Raw genomic sequence first — 26,892 nt, 5'->3', positions numbered from 1 at the left:
ATGCAAACCATCTCTTTTAAAAATCATAACCCGGTAATGGGCCTGCAACTGAACTCAGAAAATCAGTTTTCCGGTCTACGCCGGGCTCGGATGAAGAGTAGAGCAATTTTTGCTGCCGTTCAGGAATGGGAGTCGACTTTACCTGGACGTGCACAGGACCACATCGCGCAGCTGGTGGATGAGCAATGGAGAAAACAAAACGGTCGCGGAATAAACGTCAATAAACAGAATCTGTACCGCTACCTGAAAAACGAATCCGGATCAGAGAAGTACACCAGCTACGTCATGCAGCTTTCAGGAGCGATCGCTGATGCGATGCCTATTGAGATTGCGCGCAAACACGGATTGAAACGTGGATTGACTGAAAGCGAGCTGGTGGCTCAAGCAATCAAAGAGTGTAGCGAAGCGCACCAGGCAAAATTGCTTGGTGCTCCGTTGCAGAAGTTAGAGCGTGAAATTCGGGAGGCAGCAATTGCACTTTTTAACATGCTTCCTGCAGATGCGGCGGGACCACTTCTGGCGAGCATTAGCGCCGTAGCGCCGCAGTTTTTCTAATCGAGTTTTGACAATGACCACCAGCACCAGCTGGTTAATAAGAGGTTTCAGATGGCCCGCATCAGAACAGTTAAACCTGAATTCTGGACAGATGAGAAGGTGGTGGAATGTTCAATTCCAGCGCGTCTCCTGTTTATCGGGTTGTTCAACTTCGCCAACGATATGGGATGCCTTGAGCGTTCGCCAAAACGGTTGAAGATGCAAATCTTCCCTGCGGACGCGCTCGATTGCGAACCACTAATACAGGAACTGATTACTCATGGATTACTCACTGAGTATTCAGTGAATGATGTCTGCTATTTGCAGATTAAAGGTTTCCTTAAGCATCAAAAAATAAACAGGCCTTCGGCCTCAAAAATACCTCTTCCGCCAGAATTCACTGAGTCTAAGGCAGGAAAGGAAGAAAAGAGAGCTCCTAATCAAGGAGGGCTCAGTGAGGACTCAGTGAATCCTCATGGAGGACTCACTGACGGAAAAGGAAGGGAAGGGAAAGGAAAAGGATCAAACCCCACTCTCTATGCGCAGGAGAGAAATTTTCCCCAGCAACCTCAGTATCTGCCTGGAGTGGATATTCCGATCGGGAAATTCGCCATGCACGACCTTTGGCTGCCGTCACAGGACTGGCCGCGGCTGGCTGCTACCTGGGGTATAGCGCTTCCCGAACCGGCATACCTGCCGACAGAGCTGGCAGAGTTCATCGCGTACTGGAAATCCGAGGGGAAAGTGTTCACTCAGATTCAGTGGGAGCAGAAATTTGCCCGCAGCGTGATAAGTGCCAGAGCCAAATCTAAACCACAACCAGCAACCGGAGGTAAAGACCATGCAGGAATTCAACCAGTTAACACCGCATCCCGGGCTGTTCAGGAAATTCAGGCAGCCAGAGAACGCTGGGAAAAGCAAAACGGACTTGCTGGCGGCGGATACGGCATGGCGGCTATGGACAGTCATGGGGGAAATATTTTCGAACCGGTGGACCCAGAAGAACGGGGCGGCGCCCTCGGATATGTGGATTGCCCAGATTGGATCGATGAGTGAAGCCCAGATTACTCTGGTCTGCAGTCAGTGCATGGAGCGCTGCGCCGCGGGTAACACATGGCCACCGGATCTGGCTGAATTCGTTGCTCTGGTATCTGCCAGCGGTGCTAACCCGTTCAATCTGACATCCGAATCTGTAATGGCGGAATACAAGCGCTGGAGGAATGAGTCTTACCGATACTCGGGCAGCGACAAATATCCATGGAAACAGGATGTTCTCTATCACATTTGCATTGAGATGCGCAGAACTGGAGTGGAGAGGAACCTGACGGAGGGAGAGCTGAAAAAACTGGCAGAAAACTTACTCACGAAATGGACCAAACACCTGGCTAACGGGTTTTCGATTCCGCCAATTCGTCAGCAGTTGGCAGCACCGAGACATCCTGCAGGACCGACGCCAGCACAGATTCTGATGGAAGAGTACAAACGCCGCAAGGCGGCAGGTTTAACCAAGTAAACGAGTTTTGACCATGACCAAACAATCAAAAACCAAAGTAACCAAAGCACAGATGGTGCTTGCCATCGTTAGCCGGACGCCAGAATGCGTCCTGCAGGATGTCTGCGATGCGCTCGACTTGCAAGCCAGTACAGCAGGTAACTTGCTGCGGCAGCTCCATGCCGCGGGAAATCTCCATCGTACCCATAACGGCTACCAGTATGTCTATCGAGTGGTTGCAGGCGTTGAGGTTCCCGATGTTGCCCTGCCGCAGACTGCAACACCATTATCTGAAGAGGATGTGAAAAAAGTCCAAAACGCACTGTCCCTGGCGAAGACGCTGGAAGACAAAAAGCTGTGGCGCCGGGCTGCGACTGTTTACACATCAATGCTTGGAATGACGACAACAGCAAACGAGCTCTGGTTGCTTACCAGAATGCGCAACCGCTGCCTGCGCAACGCGGCGAGGTGCTGATTATGCCTTAAACAGAATCAACAGCAGCTGGTACGGGATGTCAAAGTTAAGTTTAATTATTGCGGGGTTAGGCAAAGCTAAGATATCCACTGAGTGCCAGGAGCGGACGATGCGTTGAGTTCCTTTTTAAGTGTTAATCGTCACATAGTTCTCAGCGTCAAGCACGTTGCATCTCGTGGTGATTTTATGGTGTTTTACTTAATTTCTTTAGTTAATAGCGGGTTATATTTTATTTCACTCAAGAGATAGAACAGCCTCATGTATCCTTTTAGTATTTTGTGAATAATTTACTTGCCTAAATGGCATGCTCATTTTTATATTTCAATCATATATCTATGTGCTAATGACAAGATGTGACACTCCTAAATAGCTGCGCCTAATACCGCTACACTTTTGCCTGACCATGTTTTCCTCCGGGGAATGGGCTGGCGGTTTCCATAAAATGGCGGACCTTTTTCAGTAACTGCCACATTGAGCGGCACTAATGATTACGGGTTATCGTGTCATGAAGTGCCTGCCATGGCCGTTCCACATGATTCACCCACGGCGAGTAAACCGGCTGGTAAATTACCCTGAACTTGGGATTTGCTTTCAACCAGCGCTGTGTTTCGCGGCTTTTATGGATAATGTAGTTATCAACGATCAGCGTGATTGTTTTCGCCCGCCGGTAAGTGGCTTTCAGGTGCTTCAGCAGAGCGATAAACAGCGCTGAACTTTTGCTGTTGCCGCCCACGTAGCTGACTTTACCCGTGCCACTGTGCAGTGCGCCGGCCAGATAGTATTTTTCGTTCTACCCCGGCGTCACTACCCGTTTCTGCTGTCCGCGCAACTGCCAGTCCGCACCGATTTTAGGATTAAGGTGGATATCCACTTCATCTTCATAAAATACCGGATGCTCTGCGCTGCATTCATCCAGCGCTTTGTGGATTACCGCCATCTTTTCATCTTTATGTGGGTCACGGATACGCAGAGTTGGCGCGGCCCTGCGCCATACAAGCCCCGCAGATGGCAACCAGCGGCGAACGGTTCCTGCATGAAACTGGCAACCGGTTATCTCATTGATTTTTATTGCCAGTAATTCGGTGCTCCAGCGTGAACGTTGATAACCAAAATCGCGGGGAGAATGCTTTATCAGCTCACGTAACAGGGTGCAGATATGTTCAAAAGGCCAGCGTCGGGAGCGCCCTGCGGGTAAGGATTTCAGGCCTTCAATACCTGAGTGCGTAAACCAGTTAATCCAGCGACCAACGGATGAACGGGCACAACAGAGAGTTCTGGCAACATCGCTGACCCGTTCACCCCGATGAAGCATCAGCATGGCCGTGAGTCTGCGGGCATGATTTTTATCGCGCGTTTTATGAATAGCTTTCTGCATCAGGCGTCGATCGCCACGGGGTATTGGTGCTATGATCGGCATCGCTCAGTCCGGTTGGTGGTTTTGGTTGGTTTGGCGATTGCTCAGATCGCACAATCCGGGCTGAGTTCCCTTTCAGTGATCTACTATTCCGCGCAGCTATTTAGTGGATATAATCACGCTTTGAAAAAAAAACGGGTCAATTACTCTTCGCCCCACAGCAACGAATAAGGAGAAATTTGTGAGTAACGTCAACACTTTCCTTAAGGAAAATTTATCTTCAGTAAGTAAGAATGTTTTTGTGGCTCCTGGCATCCCTGAAAAAAAACTGAATAATGTCGCTAAAGCATTTAATGTTGTGGATAACTTGAATACTGTGCTAGCCATTTATGACAATACGGTATTTGGTAGCGCAAAAGATGGCATCGTTTTTACCGGTGAAAAACTGGTCATAAAAGAAGCTTTTGAAAGTCCTTATGACTTGTTCTACAGCAATATTGAAGCAGTAGAATATATAGAAGATGTCACGGTAAATGATAAAGGCAAGGAGAAGCGAACAGAGTCTGTTTCCCTCAAACTAAAAAATGGCGAGGTAAAACGAATCAAAGGCTTGATGGAGTGCAACTATAAGAAGTTGAGCGACATTCTTAAGCATACCATCAGTGACTTTGATGAGTTCAAAGAAGAAGATCAGCTCATCACTCTTGCCGAAATGTCAGAAGCTCTCAAAGTGGCTTATGTCAAAATCATTGTGAACATGGCGTTCTCAGATGATGGTCAGGTTGATAAAAAAGAATTTGCCGAAATTCTCTTGTTGATGACCCGACTTGAGTTAACGACTGAATCCCGGTTTACACTGCGTAGTTATGTCGGTTCAGAATCCAGTCTGATACCGGTTGAAGAATTAATTGCGATCATTGACCGGGAATGTGTCCCAAGCCATAACAAATCAATAAAAGTCTCTCTTGTTAAAGACCTGATTAGCATTTTCATGAGTGTTAATGAAGGTGAATATAAAAAATTCCCGTTTCTTCAGCAAGTGCAACCTTTGCTGGGCGTAACTGACGAAGAAATAGAACTCGCAGTAATGGCTATTCAGCAAGATTTTAAGATGTTACGGGAAGATTTTTCCGATGATGCGCTGAAACGCAGTATGAAAGAACTTACGGCAAAAGCAGGTGCGGTAGGCGTGCCACTCGCTGCTGTCTATCTCTCTGGCTCTGTCATCGGTATGTCCGCAGCGGGCATCACTTCTGGGCTTGCAACACTTGGACTTGGTGGCGTGCTGGGTTTTTCAAGTATGGCAACAGGTATCGGTGTTGCGGTGTTATTAGGTGTAGGTGCCTATAAAGGGATTCGTCATCTTACGGGTGCCAATGAACTGGATAAAACCAAGCGCCGGGAACTCATGCTTAATGAAGTCATCAAGCAGACACAATCCACATTGTCCGCGCTAATTAATGATCTAAATTATATTTCTGGAAAGTTTAACGACGCCCTGGATGCGCATAATCGGCAAGGAGAAAAAATTCTAAAACTCCAGAAGATGATGAATGCATTGACCGGTGCAGCAGATGAATTGAATAAGAAATCTAATAAAATGCAAAACAGTGCACTCAAACTTAAGTGCCCTGTTTATCTTGATGAGGCCAAACTCAGTTCGCTGACCCGAGAGCCCATCAAAAAACAATTCCATGATGTTGTTCTTTCATTCTACGAAGAATATATTGTTGAAGAGCAAAACGATGGGAAGAGTGTTGAAGTGAAAAAACTTAAGATCAAAGAAAACGCTTCCACTCAGCAATTAGAGAAACTTGCCGCGATCTTTGAAGGCATCGGCTATTTCAGAGCGGGGGATGTTATTAAAGGCAAACTAACTGGGCTATTCTCATAATGAAAAAACCAGATACTCAGGTATCGGCCTTGCTGGTGCAGAAGCACCAGCTTGAACAAAGCGAGCATCAATTGGGTGACCTTGATGCTGCTCTAGAAGCGCTTAACGCTTTGCAAACTGATACCGAAGCTTCTTTAGATGAAATGATTTTGGCTATGGATGGTGTTCTGGAACACTCAGGTATCACGTTTGATGAGGATATCCACACAACGGTTTCTAGTGAATTCAGCGATTACCTTGAATCCTGTTTGACCACGTCATCGTCCAGTATCAGTAAACTGTCGATGATAGAAACAATAGCGTTCACCAGCGATATGGACTGGGAAACCTATTCCCAGTCCATATCGCAGTATGCCCATAAACACAATATCGATTTAATAGTCGATCCGTTTAGCGCCCTGATGTCTCCAATCCAAAGAATTGCTCTGGAAAAACGTATTCAGGAAGACTTGACCTTAAAGACTGCCCGCTGCGACAAATATGATTACATGATCGCTGGCACCTGTGGCGTTATTGGCGGACTTATCGATATTTTTCTGGTAGGCGTACCTGGAGCAGGAAAACTGACCCAGCTTGCAGATAATGCAGTGGACGGTGCCGTTGAGAAATTCGCTTCAGCCTTTGGATGGAAGGGCAGTTCAGAAGCAAGCGATTCGACAAAAAGCGCTATCGGTTTTCTGGAGAGAAAATTCAAAATCAATTATGACCATCGGCATGGCGGAGATGTTGACGGTTTGTTCAGGATGAACACGAAGAATCACCATATTAAAAGTCTCGCCCACTCCCCGGACTTAGTCGGTTTATTTTTCTCGATCCTGGATCAATTTACCAGTACGGCACATTTTGTGGCAGACGGAAAATTGGTTTCCGTAGATACCGAGACTTTTGAGCTTAAAGGGAATAACGTTGTCTCTAAGGTATTTAGTGGTTTCGTAAACTGGCTGGGCCACCTTTTCTCTGATATGGCAGGTTCTTCCGGTGCAGCAGGGAGAGGCTCCGGTATCCCCATTCCTTTCTTTTCATTACTTCAGTTTATTAATGTGGGTGAATTTGGCCAGCATCGCCAGTCTTTCGCAACCGTCGCCGTCCAGGTTTTTGAGAAAGGGTATGACTTACGGCATGGATTAGCGATGGCGATCCCCGTCATGATTACTGAGTTGCTTGTGCGAATCACCTGGACGGTTAAACAACGTTGCTATCATAAGAAGGACTGGGGTGAATGTATTCCTTCAGCAAATAACCCTGAACTCAGGCGAATGTTGCTTGTGGCGCATGGAACCTTGTGTCTGATGGATGTAGGAGATGCGGCACTTCGTTCAGGAGGCGAAATGATTCAGTTCCTCCTGAGAACGAACCTCATCGGCTGGACGAGGTTTGGAATTCTAGCGATTAAAGAACTCCATGTCTGGTATAAAGCAGGCGGAATTGATGCCAATGCTGTAGATGAATATATGGATCATGAACTTCGGCGAATGCTAAAAGCGGGGTAGCGTTACGGCTTTGTTGAATAACATTACGTTTGGGTGCTTGGCTGTAAAAAGCTAGGCAATGGCGTATCTGTCGACGCAATGCAGAAAAGGCAACTTAATTGCGAAACAGAAATGTTCGGTGAGTTGCTTGACCGTCCTATGGCAGCTAAGTGCCAGAAGTCGACGTTGCTAACATCAGTATGTACTCATCGGCACAGTCCATGTCAGAGCTATTAACTATAGATAAAAATTCAATAATTAATAAAATAAGAACCATCTTTCTAGGTGGTTCTTATTATTAACAATAAATATTACGATTTCAACGAGGGTTAGAATGATTATGTTAATCTAACGCTGACAATCTACTATTTACCATATTGAATTATGGATGAATTTTAATTCATTTTTTATCTTGTTTACTGATAAATTCACAGAGGTTCTGACTCTATTAACAGTCATTGCATCGCCAGGGTTCAAAAGCTCTAGAGGCTTAGACTTTGCACTCGACATTCTGCCACTGCCAAGGAAATCATCAAGAATCACAATATGATTATTAGGATCATTGGTTGTGAAATTACTGATATTCTGACGAATGACTTCCCTTACAGCTTCGATATACATTTTTGTCTGTTGATTTGGTTTGTTTCTGGCACCTGCTACTGTAGACCATCCGCAATGAGTGATGACAACCATTTGAATTTTTGGTGTATGACCATCAGATGGCATTGTTTTTCTGAACTCAGATGTTGGTTTAGTCAATGTATCAATGAGTAATCTCAGTGAGTTAATTGATTGCTGATCCGTACGCACAGGAACAATCAATGCATCTGTAGCATGCCAAGATAAATGCGTCGCTCCGGAGAAGAAAGGTGAGGTATCAATGAGAACTTTTTTTGTCTCTGTCTCAGTCATCTCTCTCTCAATTTCTTTTTTCAATGAAAAAAGAATATTATCAATAACAACCTGCTGAGTTGCCCCAGTAATAGTTCGCGCTTGAGCTAAAGCATTTGCCATTTGGGTAGGTAAAAGGTAAAGCTGACTATCAGATTGAATGAAGTAATTCTGTTTACCAGCGAACCAAGGATTAGTTGATGATATTAATTTTGCCGCACGAGTGGCAAAACCAAGCCCCGGAACAAAATAGGGCATCAACAGATCATTTGCGGTTGTACTGGTTGAAGAAGCATAATTATTATCAAAAAAATAAGACAGATTTCCTTGAGGACAAGTATCAACAATTAGAGCATCATCTGCAAGATAAGAAAGGTTAAAAGCCAGAGACGTCTTGCCAATACCTCCTCGGAGGTTGCACACAGTATATTTGTCAAATTTTGGCAAACTAAGACTACTCACGTTGCCATCAGCAACTTCAAATTGACGTTCTATCAAAGCATTAACATTAGATTCATTAGTCATAACATCACCACTAGTTTTCCACTTTAGAAAATCATATGGAAAACTAATCTAGTTGTCAATCCTTGATTAAATATTAATCCAACTCAATTGTTAATCATTGCCTGCCTGTTTACATATAGACAAGGTGTGACCTGACTCCGTTGACAAGCTATGGCAATGCTAATAATTCCCGTGCCGACTCAATTCGAACTTCCGCTTATCGCTCAAAGCAGACCTTCATCCCATTAAGATTGTCCGCTCTGTGCCAAGAGCGGAATCTGGAACGCCAGAGGTAGCAACGTTTCTTATCAAAGGTGTTGATCACCACAAAAATGACTGTATCCCTGTGATAGCGGATTTCGTCCTTTGTGGAGAAAAGATCAATCTAAACATGAGCATGGGTTAGCGAAAAGTGGCATTAAACGCTTGAACATTTCACCTAACAAGTATACTGTTTATTTATACAGTACTTGCGTGAGGAGCTAGTTATGAAAGTGGAAATCACAATTGATCGCCAAAAAAAATTGCCGGATGGCGCTGTGCCTGCTCTGGAGAAGGAGCTACTGCGGCGATTGGATCAAAACTTTAATAACTGCAGTCTTGTGATTCGTCGGGCCAGCTCTGATAGGTTGACCGTGCTTGGTGGAATGGACGGAGATAAAAAACGTGTAGAGGAAATCCTGCAGGACACCAGGGAAAGCGCTGATGACTGGTTCTGTTAAGTTGAGGTCCAGTGGCTTGCCTGGTTTATTTTGAGGATTTTGCTGTGAGTAAAAAACAAGAAATGCCGAACACCGGCTACGCAATAATCAGATGCGACGATGGTGTGATCGTTGCCCGTCTGACATCCTTTCCTGTATGTGAGCGCGCTTTGATGTACCGGCGCGGCGATACTGTTTCGTTTATGCCTCTGCAGCCGGATGAGATCGTGGGGACTCTCTCTCTTTTTTCACAGATGATTGAAAAGGCTAAGTCTGGAGTTGGTTACCAGGTTCCCCCTGGTTCTGTTACAATCCCGTCATAGGCCTGAACAACCTATACCTGCTGCGTCACGGAGAGAAGCCATGACGCAAACAACCGAAGTATCAAAATCCCACCAGACTGGTGCTCCTTCAACGAGCGCCGGTTTACTCTCGTCTTCGAAACTCACTTTTCGACAGCAGGAAGTTTTCGATCTGCTGATCGCCTACATCAATCAGCATGGCTTCCCACCTACGCTATCTGAGCTGGCCGATATGCTCGGCGTTAGCTCGTCTAATGCTGTTCTGTTGCATCTGCGTGCGTTAGAGAGGAAAAATTTTATAAAACTCTCTCGCCGTGTCTCCAGAGGAATTTCCATCGTCGGGCGAAAGGAGCCTGTGCTCGCCGTGCAACTGCTGCAGGAAATGATCGCTGAAGAACCCGGTGCGCGTGAAAGAGCGATTGAGTTTTTGCGACTGTTCGGTGATCAGCCATGAAGAAAAGTTGGTTTTTACACGAGCAACTTTCAGAGGCTGAGGCTACAGAGCTGGTGGAGCGATACCGTAAAAATAACTGTGTGGTTGAGAAGAGCTTATCCAGAGACTTTGCATCGTGGGAGATCCGCGTGTTGTTGCCGGAATCGAAGAAGCCGCCACGGATTGACAGGACCTACATACAGAAGATGTGGAGGGACTGATGCGAGCTTTGCTTAACGTGGATATTGCACGCCATCTTGGAATTGTGCTGCTTAAGCCGGGTAGTGAATTAATGCCGTTATTCGGTGCCGGCCGAGTTCTTGTTGAAATACCGCCGGCAAGCATGAAAAAGATACCCAGTGGACGTCTTCCTGATGCCCGGCAGCCGTTGCGGGATGATATGGGGATCAGACCTTTTTTCATGAAGAAGGCGGTTATCACTGCAGCTGGTGGGGTTAGTGCCCTCGAGTCATGGTTGCGTAGGCAGGTTAAAAACTGTCAGTGGACACATTCCGATTACCATCACCATGAGCTCGTCCCGTTTCGCCATTCGACGGGTGTAATAATCGCATGCTGGCACTGTGATAATGAGCTGAAAAACCAAACGGAACAAACCCTCGATCAACTGGTAGGTGTTAACAACGCTGACTGGGTAATCGACACTGCCCGCATCGCGCTTGGTCTGGACGCTCAGCGCTCATTGTCACTGGCGGAGCTATGCTGGTGGGCGGTAGGCGCCGGGATTGGCGATGAAATTACAGAAGAAATGGCGCGCCGATCCCTGCGTATTAAAGACGATGGCATTAAATCGGTTTACAGGGAGAGTGAGATTGTTCCGTCGGTACCGGCCACCAGTATTCTTTCTCCCCGTCTCGAAAAAACAATTAAGCCAACGGCAATAACAACGCCGGGCAAACCTCTGGTTCCTGTGAACGTCGATCCTGTTGCTCCGGCGACACTATTCGCGAGACCTAAGCGGAGCCGATGGTTATCAGCTGATTTTATCTCATGGGTTAAAACACAACCGTGTATGTGCTGCGGGCAGCCTGCAGATGATGCACACCATCTTATTGGCTGGGGGCAGGGCGGCGTAGGCACCAAGGCCCACGATGTTTTTACGATCCCATTATGCCGCAAGCACCACCGTGCTTTGCACCATGACCCTGCCGCTTTTGAGCGTGAATACGGCACCCAGCCGGTATTGATCATTAAATTGCTGGACCGGGCATACTCGCTCGGCGTTCTTTCCTGAGGAGCTTTAAAAATGAGAGATATGTACGAACTATTGGACCGTTGGGGAGCTTGGGCGGCTTCTGACAATAGTGGTGTTGACTGGCAACCCATTGCTGCTGGGTTTAAAGGTTTGCTACCTCATGGAAAGAAAACACGCCAGCAATGCGATGATGATGAAGGTATCATGATTGACGGTTGTGTAGCGCGATTGCGGAAATATAAGCCAGAAGAGTATGAGTTAATTATTGCTCATTTTATTATCGGAATCTCCTTACGTAGCATCGCTAAGAAACGTAAATGCTCTGATGGTACCATCAGGAAAGAATTGCATAAGGCCATGGGGTTCATTGATGGTATCATTTCTATGATACTATAGTTTAAATGGCCGCATCGGCGGCCATTTTTTATGCTTTACGTTTTGAATTTGATCGAAACCTTTGCTTAGTTATTTCAGAGTTGAAATAGTCTTCATCCAAGAAGTTAAGTAACTCTTTTATTTCTTTTTTATTTGTTGGCATTTCTATTTTCTCGGAGTTTCCTGAGCCGGTCGTTTTTATAGGGAAGTTCAAAGTTAGCGCTGCGTTTTTTATTTCGGTTACAGTATGATTTACCAATATTTTAGATTTGTTTATTAATGTGACTTTTTTTCTTATGACGTTATCTGCAAGGGCTGGAAGATCAAACCCCACTGGTATATTAAAAACTGGTTGGTTTACAAAGTCAGAAATCTCTTGCTTTGTTGCTTCAGCAAAATAAGAACTCATATCAAATATGCTTCTCAGGTTGTTGAAGTTCCTGAACTTTATTTTATCTCCTTCAAGGATTGCAACTAATTTATCGTCTAGATTGAAACCCAAAAGATCTGACATCGTAAATGAATTTTTACTGAGCCATAAGTATCTTGACTCGTTAAGTATCTGTTTTTTTGAAAAGGTTTGGATTGCTATTTTGTCTTTCACTTGAGGATACGCAGGAGCCATAAAAAAAGCTGTTATATCATTAAGCCCAACATTTTTTGTCCACAAAGGCATTGCGGTGCTACGCTGAACTGCATCAAGAAGTATTTTTCCTTCATCAAAGTTATCTATATAACTACATTCATTATAGCTAGGGGTATATCCGGCTTCGAAAACAAGTTCCGTATTGTGATGACTTTCAAAAAGAGATAATTGGTCATCAAATATTTTTTTGATTTTGATGTCTGTTTGTCTGTCGGTATCAATACGATACACTTTCACAGCAGAGTTTTTATTCATCATTGCAAAAAGGCTCATATTATTCCCTTGTTACATGCATAAATGTGTAGTCTGTAAGTTGAATAACTTCAAAATCTCTGTTTTTTAAATTTGTAATAACTTCTTTGGATATCAACACAAATCCAACGCCAGTATCGTCTTCTGCTTCATAAAATTTAAATCCTAAAGCGGAGATAAGAGGGTTGAAATTATAGTTCTCAGAGAAACATATATAAACGATAAGAGATATATAGAAAAATACTGCATATTGCCATTTATCGGCGATTGAATCTGTCCCTAATAAAGGGAATAGATAACTCAAGAAATAATTGGTAACCTCTTTATTTGCAGGAGATATGGTCTCAACATTCTTATAAAGAGAAGGGAGGTTTTTATTTGCATAGTGTAGGAAAAAAATAACTGCTATAAAACTAGCAAGACAGATCCCTAACGACCACCAAATAAGCCATGGCTTGTTTTTCATATATCCTATAAATATCAGCGTGATACCTACAGGAGCTATCGAACTTGCTGTTAAAAGAAACCTTGCAATTTTGTTCATTGAACACTCCCATGATACTGTTTTTTTGTACAGTATAAATCATGTGGATGTCTAATACATCATCCTTGTGAAAAAACACTATACACAAATGAGTAACGCGTACGCAAAAACTATCGTAATCTGTTAAGAGTGGTCACTTAGACACACAGCTTAAACATCAAACCTCGCCAAATGGCGGGGTTTTTGCTTTTCAGGCCTAGGCTAGAACCTACTGATTAGGCTGGTTAGCTGGAGCCTGAGACCTATCCCTTATCTTTCCGCGTCCTTACTTACCTGGAAGTAGATACAATGAAAACGTTCAACAACTGGTTTGAGATACTGAGTTGAAGAGTTAGTAGTATGGAGACCCCCTCTGTGCACCTTGCTGGGTTCTACTGTTAAGGCTTGGCGTTTATCAAACACAGGCAGTTATACATCTGACATTGACGCATCGAATGTTTGGATCATAAATTATTGATGTGGTGAATCCCCCTGTGCGGAGGGGCGACCAGTCAGTTACAGACACCTGTAAATGCAGCGCGGGCCATGCCGACTGGGGCATGCTCACCGGGAGGCACCCGGCACCACACTGTCACTAAGCATATTGAATATTTCATAGTGGGTTTACTTTTGCGGTTGCCCTTCTATGTTTATAGAACGTAACGGCAAAAGTGAATGCTTCCTGGTAAATCGGTAGCTCGGACTATTAGGGATGCCTTCGTTTCGTTACTACCTAGAATGCCTACTTTGTGCCCGCCTCACGGCGGGCTTTTTTACGCCATCAATCAGGCGATTCAGTAACCAAAGGAAAACATCGTTTGAAGGCTGCGCTTTGCGTGGCCTTTCTTTTTTCAGGCTCACGGGAATCATCATCGATACGGCTCGTTGTCAAATCAGCCCGATGGGCCTGACCCCTTCATGCACACAGCGCCATCCGTAATCAGCGGAGGTGAGGTTATGACAAGAATGAGCACCATATACAGCAGACTTTCCTACGGCACCGGTACCGCACTGACGGGCTGCGGTGTCTCCGCAAAGGCATACGCTGACACAGCTAAAACAGAGGTATGGATTTTGGCCGACAAAATTGCAGGGCTGACCCTGAGTGACTGGGCAATCATTGTCGGTATCACATGCACCGTTATTACCTGCGGCGTGAACTGGTATTACCGAAGAAAAGAACGAGAGGACCGGCTCAATGGCTATGTCAACAAGGCTGAGGAATAGCGTTATCGCTGCCGTCGGCGGGGGAGCCATAGCCATTGCTTCAGCGCTCATCACCGGCCCGACCGGTAACGATGGCCTTGAAGGTGTGCGATACGATCCCTATCAGGATGTGGTTGGTGTCTGGACTGTCTGCTATGGCCACACTGGCAAAGACATAATGCTCGGTAAGAGGTACACCGAGGCTGAATGCCGCGCGCTGCTTAGTAAAGACCTGAACACCGTTGCCCGCCAGATTGACCCATACATCCAGAAGCCGATCCCCGAAACGATGCGTGGGGCTCTGTACTCGTTCGCCTATAACGTCGGCGCTGGTAACTTTCGGACCTCAACGCTACTGCGCAGAATCAACCAGGGTGACCAGAAAGGGGCATGTGATCAGCTACGTCGCTGGACTTATGCCAAAGGTAAGCAGTGGAAGGGACTTGTTACCCGGAGGGAGATTGAGCGCGAAGTGTGTTTATGGGAGCAAAGATGAGTCGCTTAACCGCCGTTATCATCGCTATAACAATCCTGCTGGCCTCTAACGTGATTTCGTGGCGCTCAGGCTGGAGTTCTCACGCTGATCACATCAATGCTCAAGCTTCAAAGAAGAGAGAGAAGGCCGAGAGTACCATTAAGCCTGTAGAGGAAAAGGCCGCTACTGCTAACGAAGCGGGTAAGGTCATCTACAAAACAATAACCCGTGACGTGGTGAAATATGTTCAGTCTCCGAATCGTATTGTATGCAGGTTTGATGATGATGCTGTGCAGCTGCGTCAGCGCGCCATCGATGCTGCCAACTCCATCCCCGGATTTGATGAGCCCGCCGTGCAAAGCAAGTGACGCCGCGAAGGACAGCGACGAAGATCTGCAGGCTGATATTGAAAGCACTCAGTGCTTGCGGCAACTGAGATTGGATAAGTACCGCTGGCAGGCTTATTATAAAGCTATAGCCCGATAGGTCATTTTCTTGTTGAATTCAGTCCCTGCCTTGCTTATATCCTACCCAAAAATGAGTGGGTGGGTTGTGATTAAAAAATGTTATGCGAGAATGTCTGATCCAGCTTCAGGTGACAAACTGTCATTGGAAGTACTTTTATCAGATGGTGGACTTAAGATTTTTATCTATTATTTTAATAAAAGAGTGGGGCTCTCTCTCATGGTATAAAAGATAAGCAGGGTAAGTATATTTTACGAGGTGAAAAGAATGCTGGGAATATCAATCTTGTCAGAGATAACACGATTGATTACACTCTTTGGGTGGTTAATAATTACACCGGTGGAAATGGTGATTCCGATAAATCCTCCCCTATGCTTTGCGCATTGTGCGAGGGGCAGATACTCATTATCGAATGCAAAAATAATTTTATAAGAAAACCATTAAGGCTTGATGAGCTCAGGTTTGAATATAACTAATCATCATACGCGCCTTATATGTTCGAAGGACATAACAACTCTTAGGTATCCTGTTTCTGGATATCCTGGAAATGTGCTGCTGGTGGGCTTAGTTCTTGGAGCCTTTTGTCCAGCAGTTTCAGGTTATAAAAAACCCCGTGGAGTAAATCCGACAAATTGACGGGGTGCTGCAGGGGCAGCCAATGTAGGAGTGTAGTCAGATTGCGGGATGTTTTTCTACTGGTTTTGAGAAAAAATGGAAGGCCAGATACTACAGGAAGTGGCTCATCCCTGAGCTCACAGGTAGAACGACGGACTTTGTCGTGGCAGAGCAAAGTCATTAGATAGTTTAGACAACACTCCGGATATAACAAGCGTAGCGGGTGTAAATCAGTTAACGGAGCTCAGCGGCTAAGGCATCAAGCATTCACTAAGTGGCTTTGATAATGCTATAGTTCGCCAGAAAGAACAGATTGCATGGTGTCATGCGATACAGCTCATATTTAGAACGTCAGGGTTAAGTTAGCGGTGAATATAACTACTAATAGTGGGTTTTTTGGTTATTTGCTTTTTTTATTGACTATGTGGCCAGTTTTTATAACGCTGTGTCTAGCAATGTCTATAGCATTTTACGGAGTCTTAATGAAGAAGACTGCACTTGCCTGGCTGCTTTCTGCTTTATTTTTTGGCATATTTGGGGTGCTGTATGGGTATTAATTTACTGATATTGAGGTTTTTTTCAAAGTCTGCAAGAATTCATTGCTGTCGTCATCCATCGAATTCATGTATGCTGATAAGGATTTTTAAAGGAAAAGGAATGGATGATGAATACCCAGAAGCTTCTGGATACATACATGTTAGTTGGTGCCGGTCTTTCTCGCGTCAAATATGAGATTTTCACGGGAGATGAAGAGTCATATGCATTTATTACGATTTATGCATATGAGCCTCATTTCCATATTAAGGGCTATGATTCCTTAAAGTTAGACGAAACTGTTGATGTCAGATCTCAGATCGAAGGGCATTTCGCAGATACCTACCAGTAGCCAAAACCATATTTCTGAATCTACAGCCCCGCTTATGCGGGGCTTTTTATTGGGGTGAATATGGCAGCAAGTTCACCCAAGTTCACCCTGGCATCATTCCTGTAACAAAAAACGGTGTTAACGACTGCGTTATCACTAACTCCCTAACTTCGGAAAAAGTTATGCCTCCACGCGCTAAACGACCTTGCCGGCACAGAGGATGCACGGCAGTAACGAATGATGTCAGTGGGTTCTGTGAGATCCATCGGCAGCAACACGCCGGTGATGGCTGGCGTAACTATCAGCCCGGAAAAACTCGGCAGGAACGTGGTTATGGTCGTCCGTGGGAAATTAAACGGGCCCGTATCATGAAGAGGGATAAATACCTTTGTCAGAACTGCAGGCGAGACGGTATTGCCACGAAAGCCTCAAGTGTAGACCACATTATTCCTAAAGCTCATGGCGGTACGGACGATGACTTTAATCTCGAGTCATTGTGCTGGAGCTGCCACAGCAAGAAAACAGCAACAGAGAGAACCCGATGAAGAATTTCAAAATTGAATACGTTGATGGCGCTTTGACCGTTCTGGAGACGGATGGTCAGTCACGGATGCATGAAGCCGTACATGGCATCCATTTTGAGCATGTTCAGGGCGGCCGGCCCCTGCTTAAACTGACGATTGCACATGATATTGCTCCGGCCCCTGCCTCATCACCTGCAATGGATCAGGAGCCTTTAGAGGGTGAGCTGGTACAGGAGCAACAATCTCCGCCTTCCGGTGGTCGCCGTTCCCGCCATCGCCGTGGAGGTAAGCAATGATGTATCAACGCACGGATCTGACGCTCTCCATGTTCTATGCATCCAGCGCTGATGCAGACGGGAACAAATTGGCTACGCTGACGATGCAGGTCATTGCGGCAGAGGCTGGAGCCGTCCAGACCAGCCAGCTGCTATGCATCACCGATAGCGCGAAGAAAAAAACATATAGCGTAGGTGAACAATCTGTCAGTAATGGTTCCGATCCGTTGCTGGTCGCGATTGAGAATTACTGGCGTCAGAGTACAGATGTCGTCGTTAAAGCATTGATCGCCGAGGTGACCGACTTCATCGCAGGGAACATCAACTCAGTCAGCACCTGGATCGGTCAGTTTGGGATGAAGGTGTTCGAGAACCAGCCATTAGATGAACGGCTACCAGAAAGCGTACTGCAGGCCGATGGAGGCTCCGCTACAGCTACAGGATCCTGACCGCCGGTATAACAACTGGTGTTCATTGAGCGTCTGAGATATGCCGGCCCGCGCAATACGAACCGTATTCGCCGCTGGCACAGCCGGAATGACGACCTCCACCTCGACTGAGGCAGCTGCAGCCAGGGGGAGGGGGGATCAAATCCCTGACCCCTTTCGCGCTTCGGGACTGCCCGTTGAAGTCTATTTTTACACGCCAGAAATAAGAAACTTTTTTCCGGAAGGTTTCATCTATCAAAGGAACGTTTATGGCCGGAGGAATTCGATCGTCCGGTGGTGGCCGAAAACCCACTTTACCCACCGGGCAAAAAAGCAAATTAACACGTATTGCGCCTCCCGCTGAGTTAATGGGGGAGGCGGCAATAAGAATGTGGAAGACGCAAAGCAAAATACTCATCGACCGAGGGGTGTTTGAGCTGGAGGACGCACCTTTGTTGCTGGCTTACTGCAATGCTTTTCATCTGATGCTCGAAGCCGAAAAAATGCTGGCCAGCGGACTGACCTCAGAAAGTGAAATGGGGGGCTTGAAAAAACACCCTGCAGTTAATGTCCGGAATGACTCGGTTTCCCAACTTGCCCGCCTCGGCTCTCTGTTGGGGTTAGATCCGCTCAGTCGTCTTCGCATGACCAGCGGACAAAAGGATCCGGACGATGACGGGAATGAATTCGATGAGTTTGACTGATGGCTACCTATCCGAACGTCAATGCGGCGAACCAGTATGCGCGGGATATCGTTGGCGGGAAGATTCTGGCGTGTCAGTTAACGGTACTTGCCTGTCAGCGACATCTGGACGACCTCGAACGAGCAAAGGATCCCCACTGGCCCTACCGCTTCGATAAAAACAAAGCAGAACGATTTCTTCGTTTTGCCCAGAAAATGCCTCATACCTCAGGGGAATGGGCCCGGCGTAAACTCCGGATTGAATTTGAAGCCTGGCAGAAGTTCGCTCTTGGCGTACCGTTTGGATGGGTACACAAGAAGACAGGCCTGCGTCGTTTCTCTGAAATCTATATCGAGGTGCCCAGGAAGAACGGGAAATCCGCTATTGCCGCTGCTGTAGGAAATTATATGTTTTGTGCAGATGGCGAGCATGGTGCAGAAGTCTATTGCGGCGCCACGACTGAAAAACAGGCATGGAAGGTATTTTCTCCGGCGCTGCAAATGGTGAAAAAGCTGCCGGCATTGCGGCAAAAATTCTCGATAAAACCTTGGGCAAAAAAAATGACGCGCCCTGACGGTTCGGTTTTTGCGCCTGTGATCGGTGACCCGGGGGATGGTGATTCGCCATCATGCGCCATCATTGATGAATATCACGAACATACTACTGATGCGCTTTACACCACCATGACCACCGGTATGGGGGCTCGTGAACAACCGATGACACTGATCATCACCACCGCCGGCTATGACATTACATCCCCTTGCTATGAAAAGCGTACCCAGGTTGTCGAGATCCTGCGGAGAACCCGTAATGGCGAGGAAAATGAAACCATATTTGGGCTGATTTATGGCCTTGATGACGATGATGACTGGACGACTCCTGAGGCATTAATCAAGGCAAACCCCAACTATGGCATTTCGGTAAAAGCAGATTTTCTCCGGGCTAAACAATTATTGGGTATGTCGACGCCCGGGCAGACAAACAAGATTCTGACCAAGCATTTCAATCGCTGGGTAAGCGCAAAATCAGCTTATTACGACCTGAGAAAATGGATGGATGCAGCCGATAAAAACCTTAAGTTGTCAGATTTTGAAGGGGAAGAATGCTGGCTGGGTATAGATCTGGCCTCGAAAGTTGACCTCAATGCCGTGGTTCCAGTTTTTCGTCGTGAAATAGACGGAATAACACATTTTTACTGTGTTTCTCCTCTGTTCTGGGCACCAGAAGAAACCATTTACTCTCAGGAGACCGCGCTGAAAAGTACCGCAGAACGTTATCAGTCCTTTGTCCGGCAGGGTAAGTTGATCCCGACCGATGGTGGCGAAGTTGATTACAGGCTGATATTTGAAACGATCCTGAAGCTGCGGAATACCGTAAAAATTGCCCAATGCCCCATTGATCCTTATGGCGCGACTTCATTACGTCACATGCTTGAGGAAGAGGGGCTTGAGCCTGTCGAGATAAGACAAAATTTTACCCATATGAGTGATCCTATGAGAGAGATTGAGGCTGCGCTCATCTCGGGGAGATTCCATCATGACGGACACCCTGTCATGAACTGGTGTATTTCCAATATCGTCGGCCAGTACCTTCCCGGAAGTGACGATATTGTGCGTCCCGGGAAAGAAGGGCGGCAGAACAAGATAGATGGTGCGGTTGGTTTAATGATGGGGCTGGGGCGCGCCATGCTTAACAGTTCAGTGATGACATCCGTATACGATGAGGAAGATATAGCATGCTAATTTCAGTTCTGAGTTTTATTGTCGGCCTCACTGGTGCTGGATTGTTATCCGCAGGTGCCTGGCTTATTTCTCCATCAGTGGGATTGATAACAGGAGGGATTATTTGTCTGGGCTGGTCATATATGACAACCCGGGCCTTTTCCTCCGGCGTCAGCAATGGCGGAGGTAAATAATGTTCCTACCCCAGATGTTCAGGGGCCGACAATACTCGGGTAATAGCTTCTGGGAAGCCATGCTGGGCGGGGTTCGTTCAAGCCAGAGCAAAACTGGCATCATAATCACGCCGGAAACCGCTCTTGGACTTTCAGCGGTCCGGGCCTGTGTCACCCTCCTGGCGGAGTCAGTCGCGCAGCTGCCGTGCGAACTCTACCGGCGGGATAAAAATGGCGGGCGCCAGCGTGCGACGGACCACCCGGTTTATGACCTGATTCACTCCCAGCCCAACAGGAAAGACACCTCATTCGAGTATTTCGAGCAGCAGCAGGGGTTGCTGGGGCTTGAGGGAAATTGCTACTCGATCATCGAACGGGACGGAAAAGGCTACCCGAAAGAGCTGATCCCCATTAACCCGAAAAAGGTCATTGTGCTGAAAGGGCCGGACGGTATGCCGTATTACGAACTCCCGGAAGTCGGTGAAATTCTGCCGATGCGCATGATGCACCATGTGAAGGTCTTTTCTCTGGATGGCTATATCGGCAGTTCCCCCATTCAGACGAACGCCGATGTCTTGGGGCTGAATCTGGCCGTTGAGGAGCATGCGGCAGCGACATTTCGGCGCGGGACAACGATGAGCGGGGTGATAGAGCGTCCGAAAGAGGCTGCGACCATTAAAAGCCAGGATGCTATTGATCGCCTGCTGGCGAAATGGACCGAACGCCATTCCGGTATTCACAATATGTTCTCTGTGGCACTGCTGCAGGAGGGCATGAGCTACAAACAACTGTCGCAGGATAACGAAAAGGCGCAGCTGCTACAGTCGCGGCAGTGGGGCGTGGAAGAGGTCTGCCGGCTCTATAAAATCCCGCCACATATGGTGCAGATGCTGGCGAAAGCGACCAACAACAACATCGAGCACCAGGGCCTGCAGTTCGTGATGTATACGCTGCTGGCCTGGCTGAAACGCCATGAAGGTGCGCTGCAGCGCGATCTGCTTCTGCCCAGCGAACGCCGCGATTTGTACATCGAGTTCAACGTTTCCGGGCTGCTGCGAGGCGACCAGAAGTCACGCTATGAATCGTATGCGCTGGGCCGCCAGTGGGGATGGCTATCCACTAACGATATCCGGCGTATGGAGAATCTACCGCCAATTGCTGGCGGGGACAAATACCTGACGCCGCTCAATATGGTCGACAGCGCGAAGATCCTTCCTGGCGATAAGTCGCCGACAGCAAAACAGCTGGCCGAAATAGAATCCCTTCTGGCCAGAGCCTGATTGTTTCCCGCCGCGCGGGATGACCTGGAAGACAACATGACAACGAAATTAATTAACCTGCCGCACCTGGCAGATATGGTCTTTGGCGTGCCGCATTACGTGACGCGGCAAACAATGGACTCCGTGAAAGCGGTGCTCATCCCCCGTATTCAGGGGATCACCGAAGATGCCGTCATTCAGATAGCGCTGAATCCGGGTAAATCACCTGCAGCTGAGCAGGTTCAGCCCACCGGCGGGGTGGCAGTGATCCCCGTTCACGGCATTCTTGTTCCACGCCGGGGGCAGATTACGGCGATGTGCTCCGAGCTGACCAGCTACGAGCGGATCCGCGGGCAGCTGCAGGCGGCATTAAACGACCCCTCAATCAGCGAAATCGTTCTGGATATTAACTCCGGCGGCGGCGCAGCGGTGGGGTGCAAGGAGCTGGCCGATTACATTTATCAGTCTCGCGACACGAAACCCATCACGGCGATTGTGAACTACAGCGCGTATTCCGCCGCGTATTTCATCGCATCGGCCTGCAGCAAAATCATCGTCAGCCAGACCAGTGGCGTGGGGTCGATTGGTGTGATCATGGAGCACCTCGATACGTCGAAGATGGAAGAAAAAATGGGGCTGACGTTCACCACCATTTACCGGGGAGATAACAAAAATAACGGCACCCAACATGAACCACTGAGTGAAGAGTCGCTGGGTATGTTCCAGGGCATGATCGACGAAATGTACGAGACGTTTACGGGGTCGGTGGCCGAATATCGCGGCCTGAATCAGCAGGCCGTCATTGATACGCAGGCGGGGCTGTATTTTGGCCCTGGCGCTGTGTCCGCCGGCCTGGCGGATGAAGTCTCTGACCCCCAGGCGGCGATCAATGCTATCGCGGCAAAGTATCAGCAACCCCGTCAAAAAACCTCCATTCAGATGCAGGCAGCCGCGATGGATCTGCAAACCAAAATGTAACCCGGCGCAAACATAAACCGCGTCACCTTAAGCAGCCAGCAGGCTGCTTTTTTTATGTCTAAAAAGAGAGAAATAAAATGCCACATATTGAAGAATTGCGTCGTCAGCGTGCGGGTATCAACGAACAGGTTCAGGCCCTGGCAACCATTGACGCCAGCGGCAGCACGCTGACTGCGGAGCAGCTTACGGAGTTTGCGAACCTGCAGCAGCAGTTCACTGATATCAGCGCCAAAATTGAACGCCTGGAAGCCACCGAACGTGCTGCGGCGCTGGTCGCAAAACCCGTGAAAGCGACTCAGCAGGCCCCCGGCATTATTGTTAAGCAGGAGCCGAAACAGTACACCGGTGCTGGCATGACCCGACTGGTTATGTCTGTCGCCGCAGGCGCAGGGAATCTGCAGGACGCGGCAAAATTCGCTTCAGAAGAGCTGAATGACCAGTCCGTATCGATGGCCATTTCCACCGCAGCGGCGTCCGGGGGTGTGCTTATTCCGCAGAACCTCCACAGTGAGGTGATCGAGCTACTGAGCGACCGAACCATCGTCCGCAAGCTGGGTGCCCGTCCCGTTCCGCTGCCTAACGGTAATATGACGCTACCACGCGTGGCCGGTGGAGCAACGGCAAGCTACACAGGAGAAAACAAAGACGCCAAGACATCAGAAACACGCTTTGATGATGTAAAACTTACGGCGAAAACTCTGATTGCGATGGTGCCTATTTCCAATGCACTGATTGGCCGCGCCGGATTCAACGTCGAGCAACTGGTCCTGCAGGATATTCTGACCGCCATCTCAGTGCGTGAGGATAAAGCCTTTATGCGCGATGACGGTACCGGCGATACACCGATTGGTATGAAGGCGCGCGCGACGCAGTGGAACCGCCTGCTGCCGTGGGAAGCTGATGCAGCGATCAACCTGAACACGGTTGACGAGTACCTAGACAAGATCATTTTGATGGCGATGGACGGCAACAGCAATATGATCAGCAGCGGCTGGGGCATGTCGAACCGTACCTATATGAAGTTGTTTGGGCTGCGTGACGGCAACGGCAACAAAGTCTATCCGGAAATGGCTCAGGGATTACTTAAAGGATATCCAGTTCAGCGTACCAGCGCGATCCCTGCGAATCTGGGGACCGGGGGTAAGGAGACTGAGATTTACTTTGCTGACTTCAATGATGTGGTTATTGCTGAAGACGGCAATATGAAAGTCGACTTCTCGAAGGAAGCCTCTTACATCGATGCCGATGGCACCCTGGTATCTGCGTTTTCCCGTAACCAATCGCTAATCCGCGTTGTTACTGAGCATGATATTGGCTTCCGTCATCCGGAAGGCCTGGTGCTGGGTACCGGCGTCCTGTTCTAACCCATCCCTCAGTAAATACGGCCCGCATATGCGGGCTTTTCCCTTTCAGGAGAATGTTATGGCTGCGAAAAATAAAGCAGTGGAGTCGGAAGAAACGGTCGCACAGGACAACCATGCGACCGTGGTCGCACAGGCAGAGCGTAAATCCGTTGTGTTCCTTGGGCCGCACCACCGTTATTCCCGTGGAGATATCGCGTGCTTTGAAGGAACGCGCGCCGAAGAGCTGGTTAACCGGCGTATCGCGGTATGGCCGGAGGATGCCGAACGTGCGCTGAAACCGAAGCCGGGAGACAGCGATTTTGATACTGACATTGGATGATGTGAAAACCCAGCTACGCCTGGAACTGGATTTCACGGAGCACGACGCCATGCTCACGCAAATGGTGAACGCCGCGCAGCGGAGCATCGAGCGTGATTATTACTGCAAGCTGGTCACCAGTGATGAAGAGCTGCAGGCACTCCCGGAGACCGTCCGCGGATTTATCGCGGATGAAGATATCCGGCTGGCCATTCAGTTTCTGGTTAGCGATGCGTATCTGAATGGCCATACCGGACAGTGGCTGGAAACCGCTGCGGTGAGGTATCTTCTTTTCCCCCTGCAGGAGCATACGCTATGAGCCTGAAACCGGGTGATATGAACTGTCGCATTGCGATTAGCTACGTTCAGTCCGGTCGGGGGCCGCTGGGCGAACCGCTACCGGAAAAGCAGGTTGAATCGGGAAAAGCGTGGGCAAAACGGGAGCTGGTATCGGGGCGGAAAGTCCGCACGCTGGATCAGCAGCAGGTGGTGGAAACCTGCCTGTTTACGGTCTATCCGGGTGTGCTGGTTGATATTGACTGGAAAATCACGACGAAAAATCTGGTTTATACCGTCCGTAATATCGACCGCAAAACGGACCGGATCATTATCACGGGGGAGGCTGACGGGCGGCATGATAGAGCTGGCGATTAAGGGTGCGCTGGAGCGCATCACCGGCATGAATGCGTATCCGCTTTTACTGCCGGACACGGTCCAGGAAGGTGCGACCTTTCAGCGTATCTCTGACCCGGAAATGGTCTCGGGAATGTTGCGAACGGGGATCGTATCTGCCCGTATCCAGGTGAATCTGTACCGTCTCGATGATTACACCTCACTGCTGCAGCTGGATAAAAAAATCTGGACGGAACTGAAGTCCGTCGTTCATGGCCAGCTGGAGGGTATTCCGGTTCAGTATGTGGAACGAGGCGGCATCCATCAGGATAAAAACCAGCTGACGAATCGTCGCATTCAGTATCGCCTGACCCGCGATTTCATCATTCACTACGTGGAGGACTCCTCGTGATCCGAATGGAAGTTAAAGGGCTGGATGAGCTGGAGCGGCAGTTAATGGCCCTGGGCGAAAAAGTGGCGACGAAGGTATTGCGGGATGCCGGGCGCGAAGCGCTAAAGGTCGTCGAGGAAGATATGAAGCAGCATGCCGGCTTTGACGAAACGTCTGCCGGGCCGCACATGCGGGACTCAATCAAAATCCGCTCTTCCACCCGCAAGGGTAAAGGGAACGCGGTTGTAACGCTCCGTGTCGGCCCCAGCAAGCAGCACCATATGAAGGCGCTGGCGCAGGAGTTTGGCACGGTTAAACAGGTTGCAGACCCCTTTATCCGACCCGCCCTGGATTACAACCTCCAGACCGTTTTGCGCGTGTTAACCGTGGAAATCCGAAACGGCATTGAAAACAGGTAGCATCCGCTGCCGTATAAAAAGAGAGAGAAACATGGCTGATAAAACTTCGCCTGAATATGCGATGTTGCCGGCGGGCACCATTGTGAAATACGGAGAGCCTGGCGCTGCCACGTCAGCGCTAAAACCGCTGATTAACTGTAAAGCGCTGGGTGCAATGGGGCAGACGGGGGGCTTTGTCGACTGCACCACGTTACTGGATAAGCAGAAACAGTCCATCAGCGATCTGCCTGACGGGCCTGAAAAGTCGCTGGGCTTCATTGATGATCCGAGCAATACCGATTTTGCCGCGCTGCTGAACGCAGCAGAGGCCCGCAAGACCATCCAGTTATACGTCGAATTACCCAACAAGCGAACAGCGACGATGCTCCTGGCGCTGTCCGGGTGGCAGATGAATGAAATCGCCGCTCCGGCGAATGAGGTCATCCAGATCACTGTTCAGGGTAAACAGAACAAGATCGCTTGGGGAACCGTCGCTGTCTCCGGCGGTGCCTGATTAACTTAACCTTTAAACAGCCACCTTCGGGTGGCTTTTTATTTTTAAGGACTACCTGTGAAAGATAAAGATTACCTGTCCACGCTGAAATCCGCGTTGCTTAAATCGGAGCCAACCGTCATTAAAACCGAGTTATTTGGCGCCACCGTATTCATCCGCCGCCTGACCGGGGATTACCTCATCAGCTACGAAGAGAAAATGGCTGAAACCGCAAAAGCTGGCGCAGCGCGCGAGGCATCGGAGCAAGTCATCCAGATCGTCATCGATGCACTGGTTCAGCCGGATGGAACGGCCATTCCGGATGAGTTTAAACCCACGGCAGCCGAACTGCTGAAGGCCCATGAAAACCCCGAACTGCTGGCCGCAGTGGAAAAAGTGAAGCAACACGCAATCGGCAAGCTGGACGAAGCGGAAAAAAACTGAGTGACTCGCCCTGGCTGGAGCTTATCTTCTGGCTGGCCGACCGCTGGGGCGAGCCTGACCCATCCAAAATTGCCGCATTGCCGGCAAACACGCTGTACCACTGGCGAGCCTACTTCCTGAAACAGGGCATTTTCCGCCGTCCTGGCGATGAAAACGCGCCACCTACC

At 48.4% G+C, this 26,892-nt stretch carries 34 protein-coding genes and 1 pseudogene; 31 read left to right on the top strand and 4 right to left on the bottom strand.

The features are described 5' to 3' along the window. Genes B8P98_RS16890 through B8P98_RS16875 form a run of 4 tightly spaced genes read left to right on the top strand, consistent with a single transcriptional unit; the run spans position 1 to position 2,501 of the window. Positions 1–555 carry a toxin YdaT family protein gene (locus B8P98_RS16890; RefSeq protein ID WP_017898969.1) on the top strand — a complete coding sequence of 185 codons (555 nt, stop codon included), beginning with the start codon at positions 1–3 and terminating at the stop codon, positions 553–555. Between the two features lie 51 nt (positions 556–606). Continuing rightward, a complete protein-coding gene (locus tag B8P98_RS16885; RefSeq protein WP_049110569.1) occupies positions 607–1,590 on the top strand; it encodes a DnaT-like ssDNA-binding domain-containing protein in 984 nt (327 codons plus the stop codon). Continuing rightward, positions 1,502–2,047 (top strand): replication protein P, encoded by a 546-nt coding sequence (locus B8P98_RS16880; protein WP_223168508.1) that lies wholly within the window; start codon positions 1,502–1,504, stop codon positions 2,045–2,047. The genes B8P98_RS16885 and B8P98_RS16880 overlap by 89 nt, the downstream gene beginning before the upstream one ends. Positions 2,048–2,060: 13 nt before the next feature. Then, positions 2,061–2,501 (top strand): hypothetical protein, encoded by a 441-nt coding sequence (locus B8P98_RS16875; RefSeq protein WP_023316675.1) that lies wholly within the window; start codon positions 2,061–2,063, stop codon positions 2,499–2,501. A gap of 385 nt (positions 2,502–2,886) precedes the next feature. On the opposite strand, the pseudogene B8P98_RS16870 reads toward B8P98_RS16875, so the two are convergent. Further along, positions 2,887–3,918 (bottom strand): annotated as a pseudogene (locus B8P98_RS16870) (IS630 family transposase). Positions 3,919–4,096: 178 nt separating this feature from the next. Here B8P98_RS16870 and B8P98_RS16865 point away from each other — a divergent pair. Further along, positions 4,097–5,749 carry a hypothetical protein gene (locus tag B8P98_RS16865; protein WP_023316677.1) on the top strand — a complete coding sequence of 551 codons (1,653 nt, stop codon included), beginning with the start codon at positions 4,097–4,099 and terminating at the stop codon, positions 5,747–5,749. Continuing rightward, positions 5,749–7,239, top strand: coding sequence for a hypothetical protein (locus tag B8P98_RS16860; protein ID WP_023316678.1), 1,491 nt, complete (start codon positions 5,749–5,751; stop codon positions 7,237–7,239). Before B8P98_RS16865 ends, B8P98_RS16860 begins: the two co-directional genes overlap by 1 nt. A gap of 348 nt (positions 7,240–7,587) precedes the next feature. On the opposite strand, the gene B8P98_RS16855 is transcribed toward B8P98_RS16860, so the two are convergent. After that, positions 7,588–8,634: a ParA family protein gene (locus B8P98_RS16855; protein WP_023316679.1), complete on the bottom strand. Its 1,047-nt coding sequence runs from the start codon at positions 8,632–8,634 to the stop codon at positions 7,588–7,590. A gap of 467 nt (positions 8,635–9,101) precedes the next feature. On the opposite strand from B8P98_RS16855, the gene B8P98_RS16850 reads away from it, so the two are divergent. The 5 genes from B8P98_RS16850 (at position 9,102) to B8P98_RS16825 (ending at position 11,658) form a co-directional block, all read left to right on the top strand. Next, positions 9,102–9,335, top strand: coding sequence for a DinI-like family protein (locus tag B8P98_RS16850; RefSeq protein WP_023316680.1), 234 nt, complete (start codon positions 9,102–9,104; stop codon positions 9,333–9,335). A 62-nt stretch (positions 9,336–9,397) separates the two neighbouring features. Next, entirely contained in the window at positions 9,398–9,637 is a 240-nt protein-coding gene (locus B8P98_RS16845; RefSeq protein ID WP_050597314.1) for a hypothetical protein, read from the top strand. Between the two features lie 40 nt (positions 9,638–9,677). Further along, positions 9,678–10,070: a LexA family protein gene (locus tag B8P98_RS16840; protein WP_023316681.1), complete on the top strand. Its 393-nt coding sequence runs from the start codon at positions 9,678–9,680 to the stop codon at positions 10,068–10,070. A 199-nt stretch (positions 10,071–10,269) separates the two neighbouring features. Continuing rightward, positions 10,270–11,301: a DUF968 domain-containing protein gene (locus B8P98_RS16830; protein WP_023316682.1), complete on the top strand. Its 1,032-nt coding sequence runs from the start codon at positions 10,270–10,272 to the stop codon at positions 11,299–11,301. Between the two features lie 12 nt (positions 11,302–11,313). Then, positions 11,314–11,658: an antiterminator Q family protein gene (locus tag B8P98_RS16825; protein WP_023316683.1), complete on the top strand. Its 345-nt coding sequence runs from the start codon at positions 11,314–11,316 to the stop codon at positions 11,656–11,658. Positions 11,659–11,686: 28 nt separating this feature from the next. Here the strand turns inward: B8P98_RS16825 and B8P98_RS16820 are convergent, their stop codons facing one another. Next, positions 11,687–12,556 carry a Kiwa anti-phage protein KwaB-like domain-containing protein gene (locus B8P98_RS16820; protein WP_032440985.1) on the bottom strand — a complete coding sequence of 290 codons (870 nt, stop codon included), beginning with the start codon at positions 12,554–12,556 and terminating at the stop codon, positions 11,687–11,689. 1 nt (position 12,557) lies between these two features. Further along, a complete protein-coding gene (locus tag B8P98_RS16815; protein WP_023316685.1) occupies positions 12,558–13,079 on the bottom strand; it encodes a hypothetical protein in 522 nt (173 codons plus the stop codon). A 936-nt stretch (positions 13,080–14,015) separates the two neighbouring features. Between B8P98_RS16815 and B8P98_RS16810 the strand changes: the two genes are divergently transcribed. The 20 genes from B8P98_RS16810 to B8P98_RS16705 all read left to right on the top strand — a co-directional run bounded on the left by B8P98_RS16810 (position 14,016) and on the right by B8P98_RS16705 (position 26,725). Then, the gene (locus B8P98_RS16810; protein ID WP_023289178.1) at positions 14,016–14,285 is read left to right on the top strand and encodes a phage holin; all 270 of its coding nucleotides are present in this window, start codon (positions 14,016–14,018) and stop codon (positions 14,283–14,285) included. Further along, positions 14,263–14,760 carry a lysozyme gene (locus B8P98_RS16805; RefSeq protein WP_032439908.1) on the top strand — a complete coding sequence of 166 codons (498 nt, stop codon included), beginning with the start codon at positions 14,263–14,265 and terminating at the stop codon, positions 14,758–14,760. The genes B8P98_RS16810 and B8P98_RS16805 overlap by 23 nt, the downstream gene beginning before the upstream one ends. After that, a complete protein-coding gene (locus B8P98_RS16800; protein WP_017898986.1) occupies positions 14,757–15,107 on the top strand; it encodes a hypothetical protein in 351 nt (116 codons plus the stop codon). Before B8P98_RS16805 ends, B8P98_RS16800 begins: the two co-directional genes overlap by 4 nt. Positions 15,108–16,480: 1,373 nt before the next feature. Continuing rightward, complete coding sequence (locus B8P98_RS16785; RefSeq protein ID WP_023316686.1) at positions 16,481–16,705, top strand: hypothetical protein; 225 nt, start codon at positions 16,481–16,483, stop codon at positions 16,703–16,705. A 161-nt stretch (positions 16,706–16,866) separates the two neighbouring features. After that, a complete protein-coding gene (locus B8P98_RS16780) occupies positions 16,867–17,229 on the top strand; it encodes an HNH endonuclease (protein WP_032440987.1) in 363 nt (120 codons plus the stop codon). Then, on the top strand, positions 17,181–17,504 hold the full coding sequence (locus tag B8P98_RS16775) for a hypothetical protein (RefSeq protein ID WP_064793022.1): 324 nt from the start codon (positions 17,181–17,183) through the stop codon (positions 17,502–17,504). The genes B8P98_RS16780 and B8P98_RS16775 overlap by 49 nt, the downstream gene beginning before the upstream one ends. Then, positions 17,501–17,932, top strand: coding sequence for a hypothetical protein (locus B8P98_RS16770; RefSeq protein ID WP_023316687.1), 432 nt, complete (start codon positions 17,501–17,503; stop codon positions 17,930–17,932). The genes B8P98_RS16775 and B8P98_RS16770 overlap by 4 nt, the downstream gene beginning before the upstream one ends. Before the next feature lie 248 nt (positions 17,933–18,180). After that, positions 18,181–18,615 (top strand): phage terminase small subunit P27 family, encoded by a 435-nt coding sequence (locus B8P98_RS16765; RefSeq protein WP_012542168.1) that lies wholly within the window; start codon positions 18,181–18,183, stop codon positions 18,613–18,615. Next, positions 18,615–20,336, top strand: a complete 1,722-nt coding sequence (locus tag B8P98_RS16760) for a terminase large subunit (protein ID WP_012542167.1) — start codon at positions 18,615–18,617, stop codon at positions 20,334–20,336. Before B8P98_RS16765 ends, B8P98_RS16760 begins: the two co-directional genes overlap by 1 nt. Beyond that, positions 20,330–20,509 carry a hypothetical protein gene (locus B8P98_RS16755; RefSeq protein ID WP_017898992.1) on the top strand — a complete coding sequence of 60 codons (180 nt, stop codon included), beginning with the start codon at positions 20,330–20,332 and terminating at the stop codon, positions 20,507–20,509. The genes B8P98_RS16760 and B8P98_RS16755 overlap by 7 nt, the downstream gene beginning before the upstream one ends. Beyond that, positions 20,509–21,768: a phage portal protein gene (locus B8P98_RS16750; protein WP_040200279.1), complete on the top strand. Its 1,260-nt coding sequence runs from the start codon at positions 20,509–20,511 to the stop codon at positions 21,766–21,768. The genes B8P98_RS16755 and B8P98_RS16750 overlap by 1 nt, the downstream gene beginning before the upstream one ends. 36 nt (positions 21,769–21,804) lie before the next feature. After that, positions 21,805–22,725: a S49 family peptidase gene (locus tag B8P98_RS16745; RefSeq protein WP_040200280.1), complete on the top strand. Its 921-nt coding sequence runs from the start codon at positions 21,805–21,807 to the stop codon at positions 22,723–22,725. Between the two features lie 77 nt (positions 22,726–22,802). Further along, entirely contained in the window at positions 22,803–24,089 is a 1,287-nt protein-coding gene (locus B8P98_RS16740; RefSeq protein ID WP_095033239.1) for a phage major capsid protein, read from the top strand. A 58-nt stretch (positions 24,090–24,147) separates the two neighbouring features. Beyond that, a complete protein-coding gene (locus B8P98_RS16735) occupies positions 24,148–24,408 on the top strand; it encodes a hypothetical protein (protein WP_016160673.1) in 261 nt (86 codons plus the stop codon). Then, positions 24,389–24,706, top strand: a complete 318-nt coding sequence (locus tag B8P98_RS16730; RefSeq protein WP_095033238.1) for a head-tail connector protein — start codon at positions 24,389–24,391, stop codon at positions 24,704–24,706. Before B8P98_RS16735 ends, B8P98_RS16730 begins: the two co-directional genes overlap by 20 nt. Continuing rightward, a complete protein-coding gene (locus B8P98_RS16725) occupies positions 24,703–25,041 on the top strand; it encodes a phage head completion protein (protein WP_014228910.1) in 339 nt (112 codons plus the stop codon). The genes B8P98_RS16730 and B8P98_RS16725 overlap by 4 nt, the downstream gene beginning before the upstream one ends. Beyond that, on the top strand, positions 25,022–25,411 hold the full coding sequence (locus B8P98_RS16720) for a hypothetical protein (RefSeq protein ID WP_017880258.1): 390 nt from the start codon (positions 25,022–25,024) through the stop codon (positions 25,409–25,411). Before B8P98_RS16725 ends, B8P98_RS16720 begins: the two co-directional genes overlap by 20 nt. 5 nt (positions 25,412–25,416) lie before the next feature. Next, positions 25,417–25,809: an HK97-gp10 family putative phage morphogenesis protein gene (locus B8P98_RS16715; RefSeq protein ID WP_014907811.1), complete on the top strand. Its 393-nt coding sequence runs from the start codon at positions 25,417–25,419 to the stop codon at positions 25,807–25,809. A 31-nt stretch (positions 25,810–25,840) separates the two neighbouring features. After that, on the top strand, positions 25,841–26,302 hold the full coding sequence (locus tag B8P98_RS16710; RefSeq protein ID WP_095033237.1) for a phage tail protein: 462 nt from the start codon (positions 25,841–25,843) through the stop codon (positions 26,300–26,302). 57 nt (positions 26,303–26,359) lie between these two features. Next, a complete protein-coding gene (locus tag B8P98_RS16705; protein ID WP_040200283.1) occupies positions 26,360–26,725 on the top strand; it encodes a phage tail protein in 366 nt (121 codons plus the stop codon). The last annotated feature ends 167 nt before the right edge of the window (positions 26,726–26,892 follow it).

This window comes from Klebsiella quasivariicola (assembly GCF_002269255.1).
Taxonomy (GTDB): domain Bacteria; phylum Pseudomonadota; class Gammaproteobacteria; order Enterobacterales; family Enterobacteriaceae; genus Klebsiella; species Klebsiella quasivariicola.
Note: the sequence above shows the minus strand (reverse complement) of the source record. Positions and strands in the feature narration are given on the sequence as shown.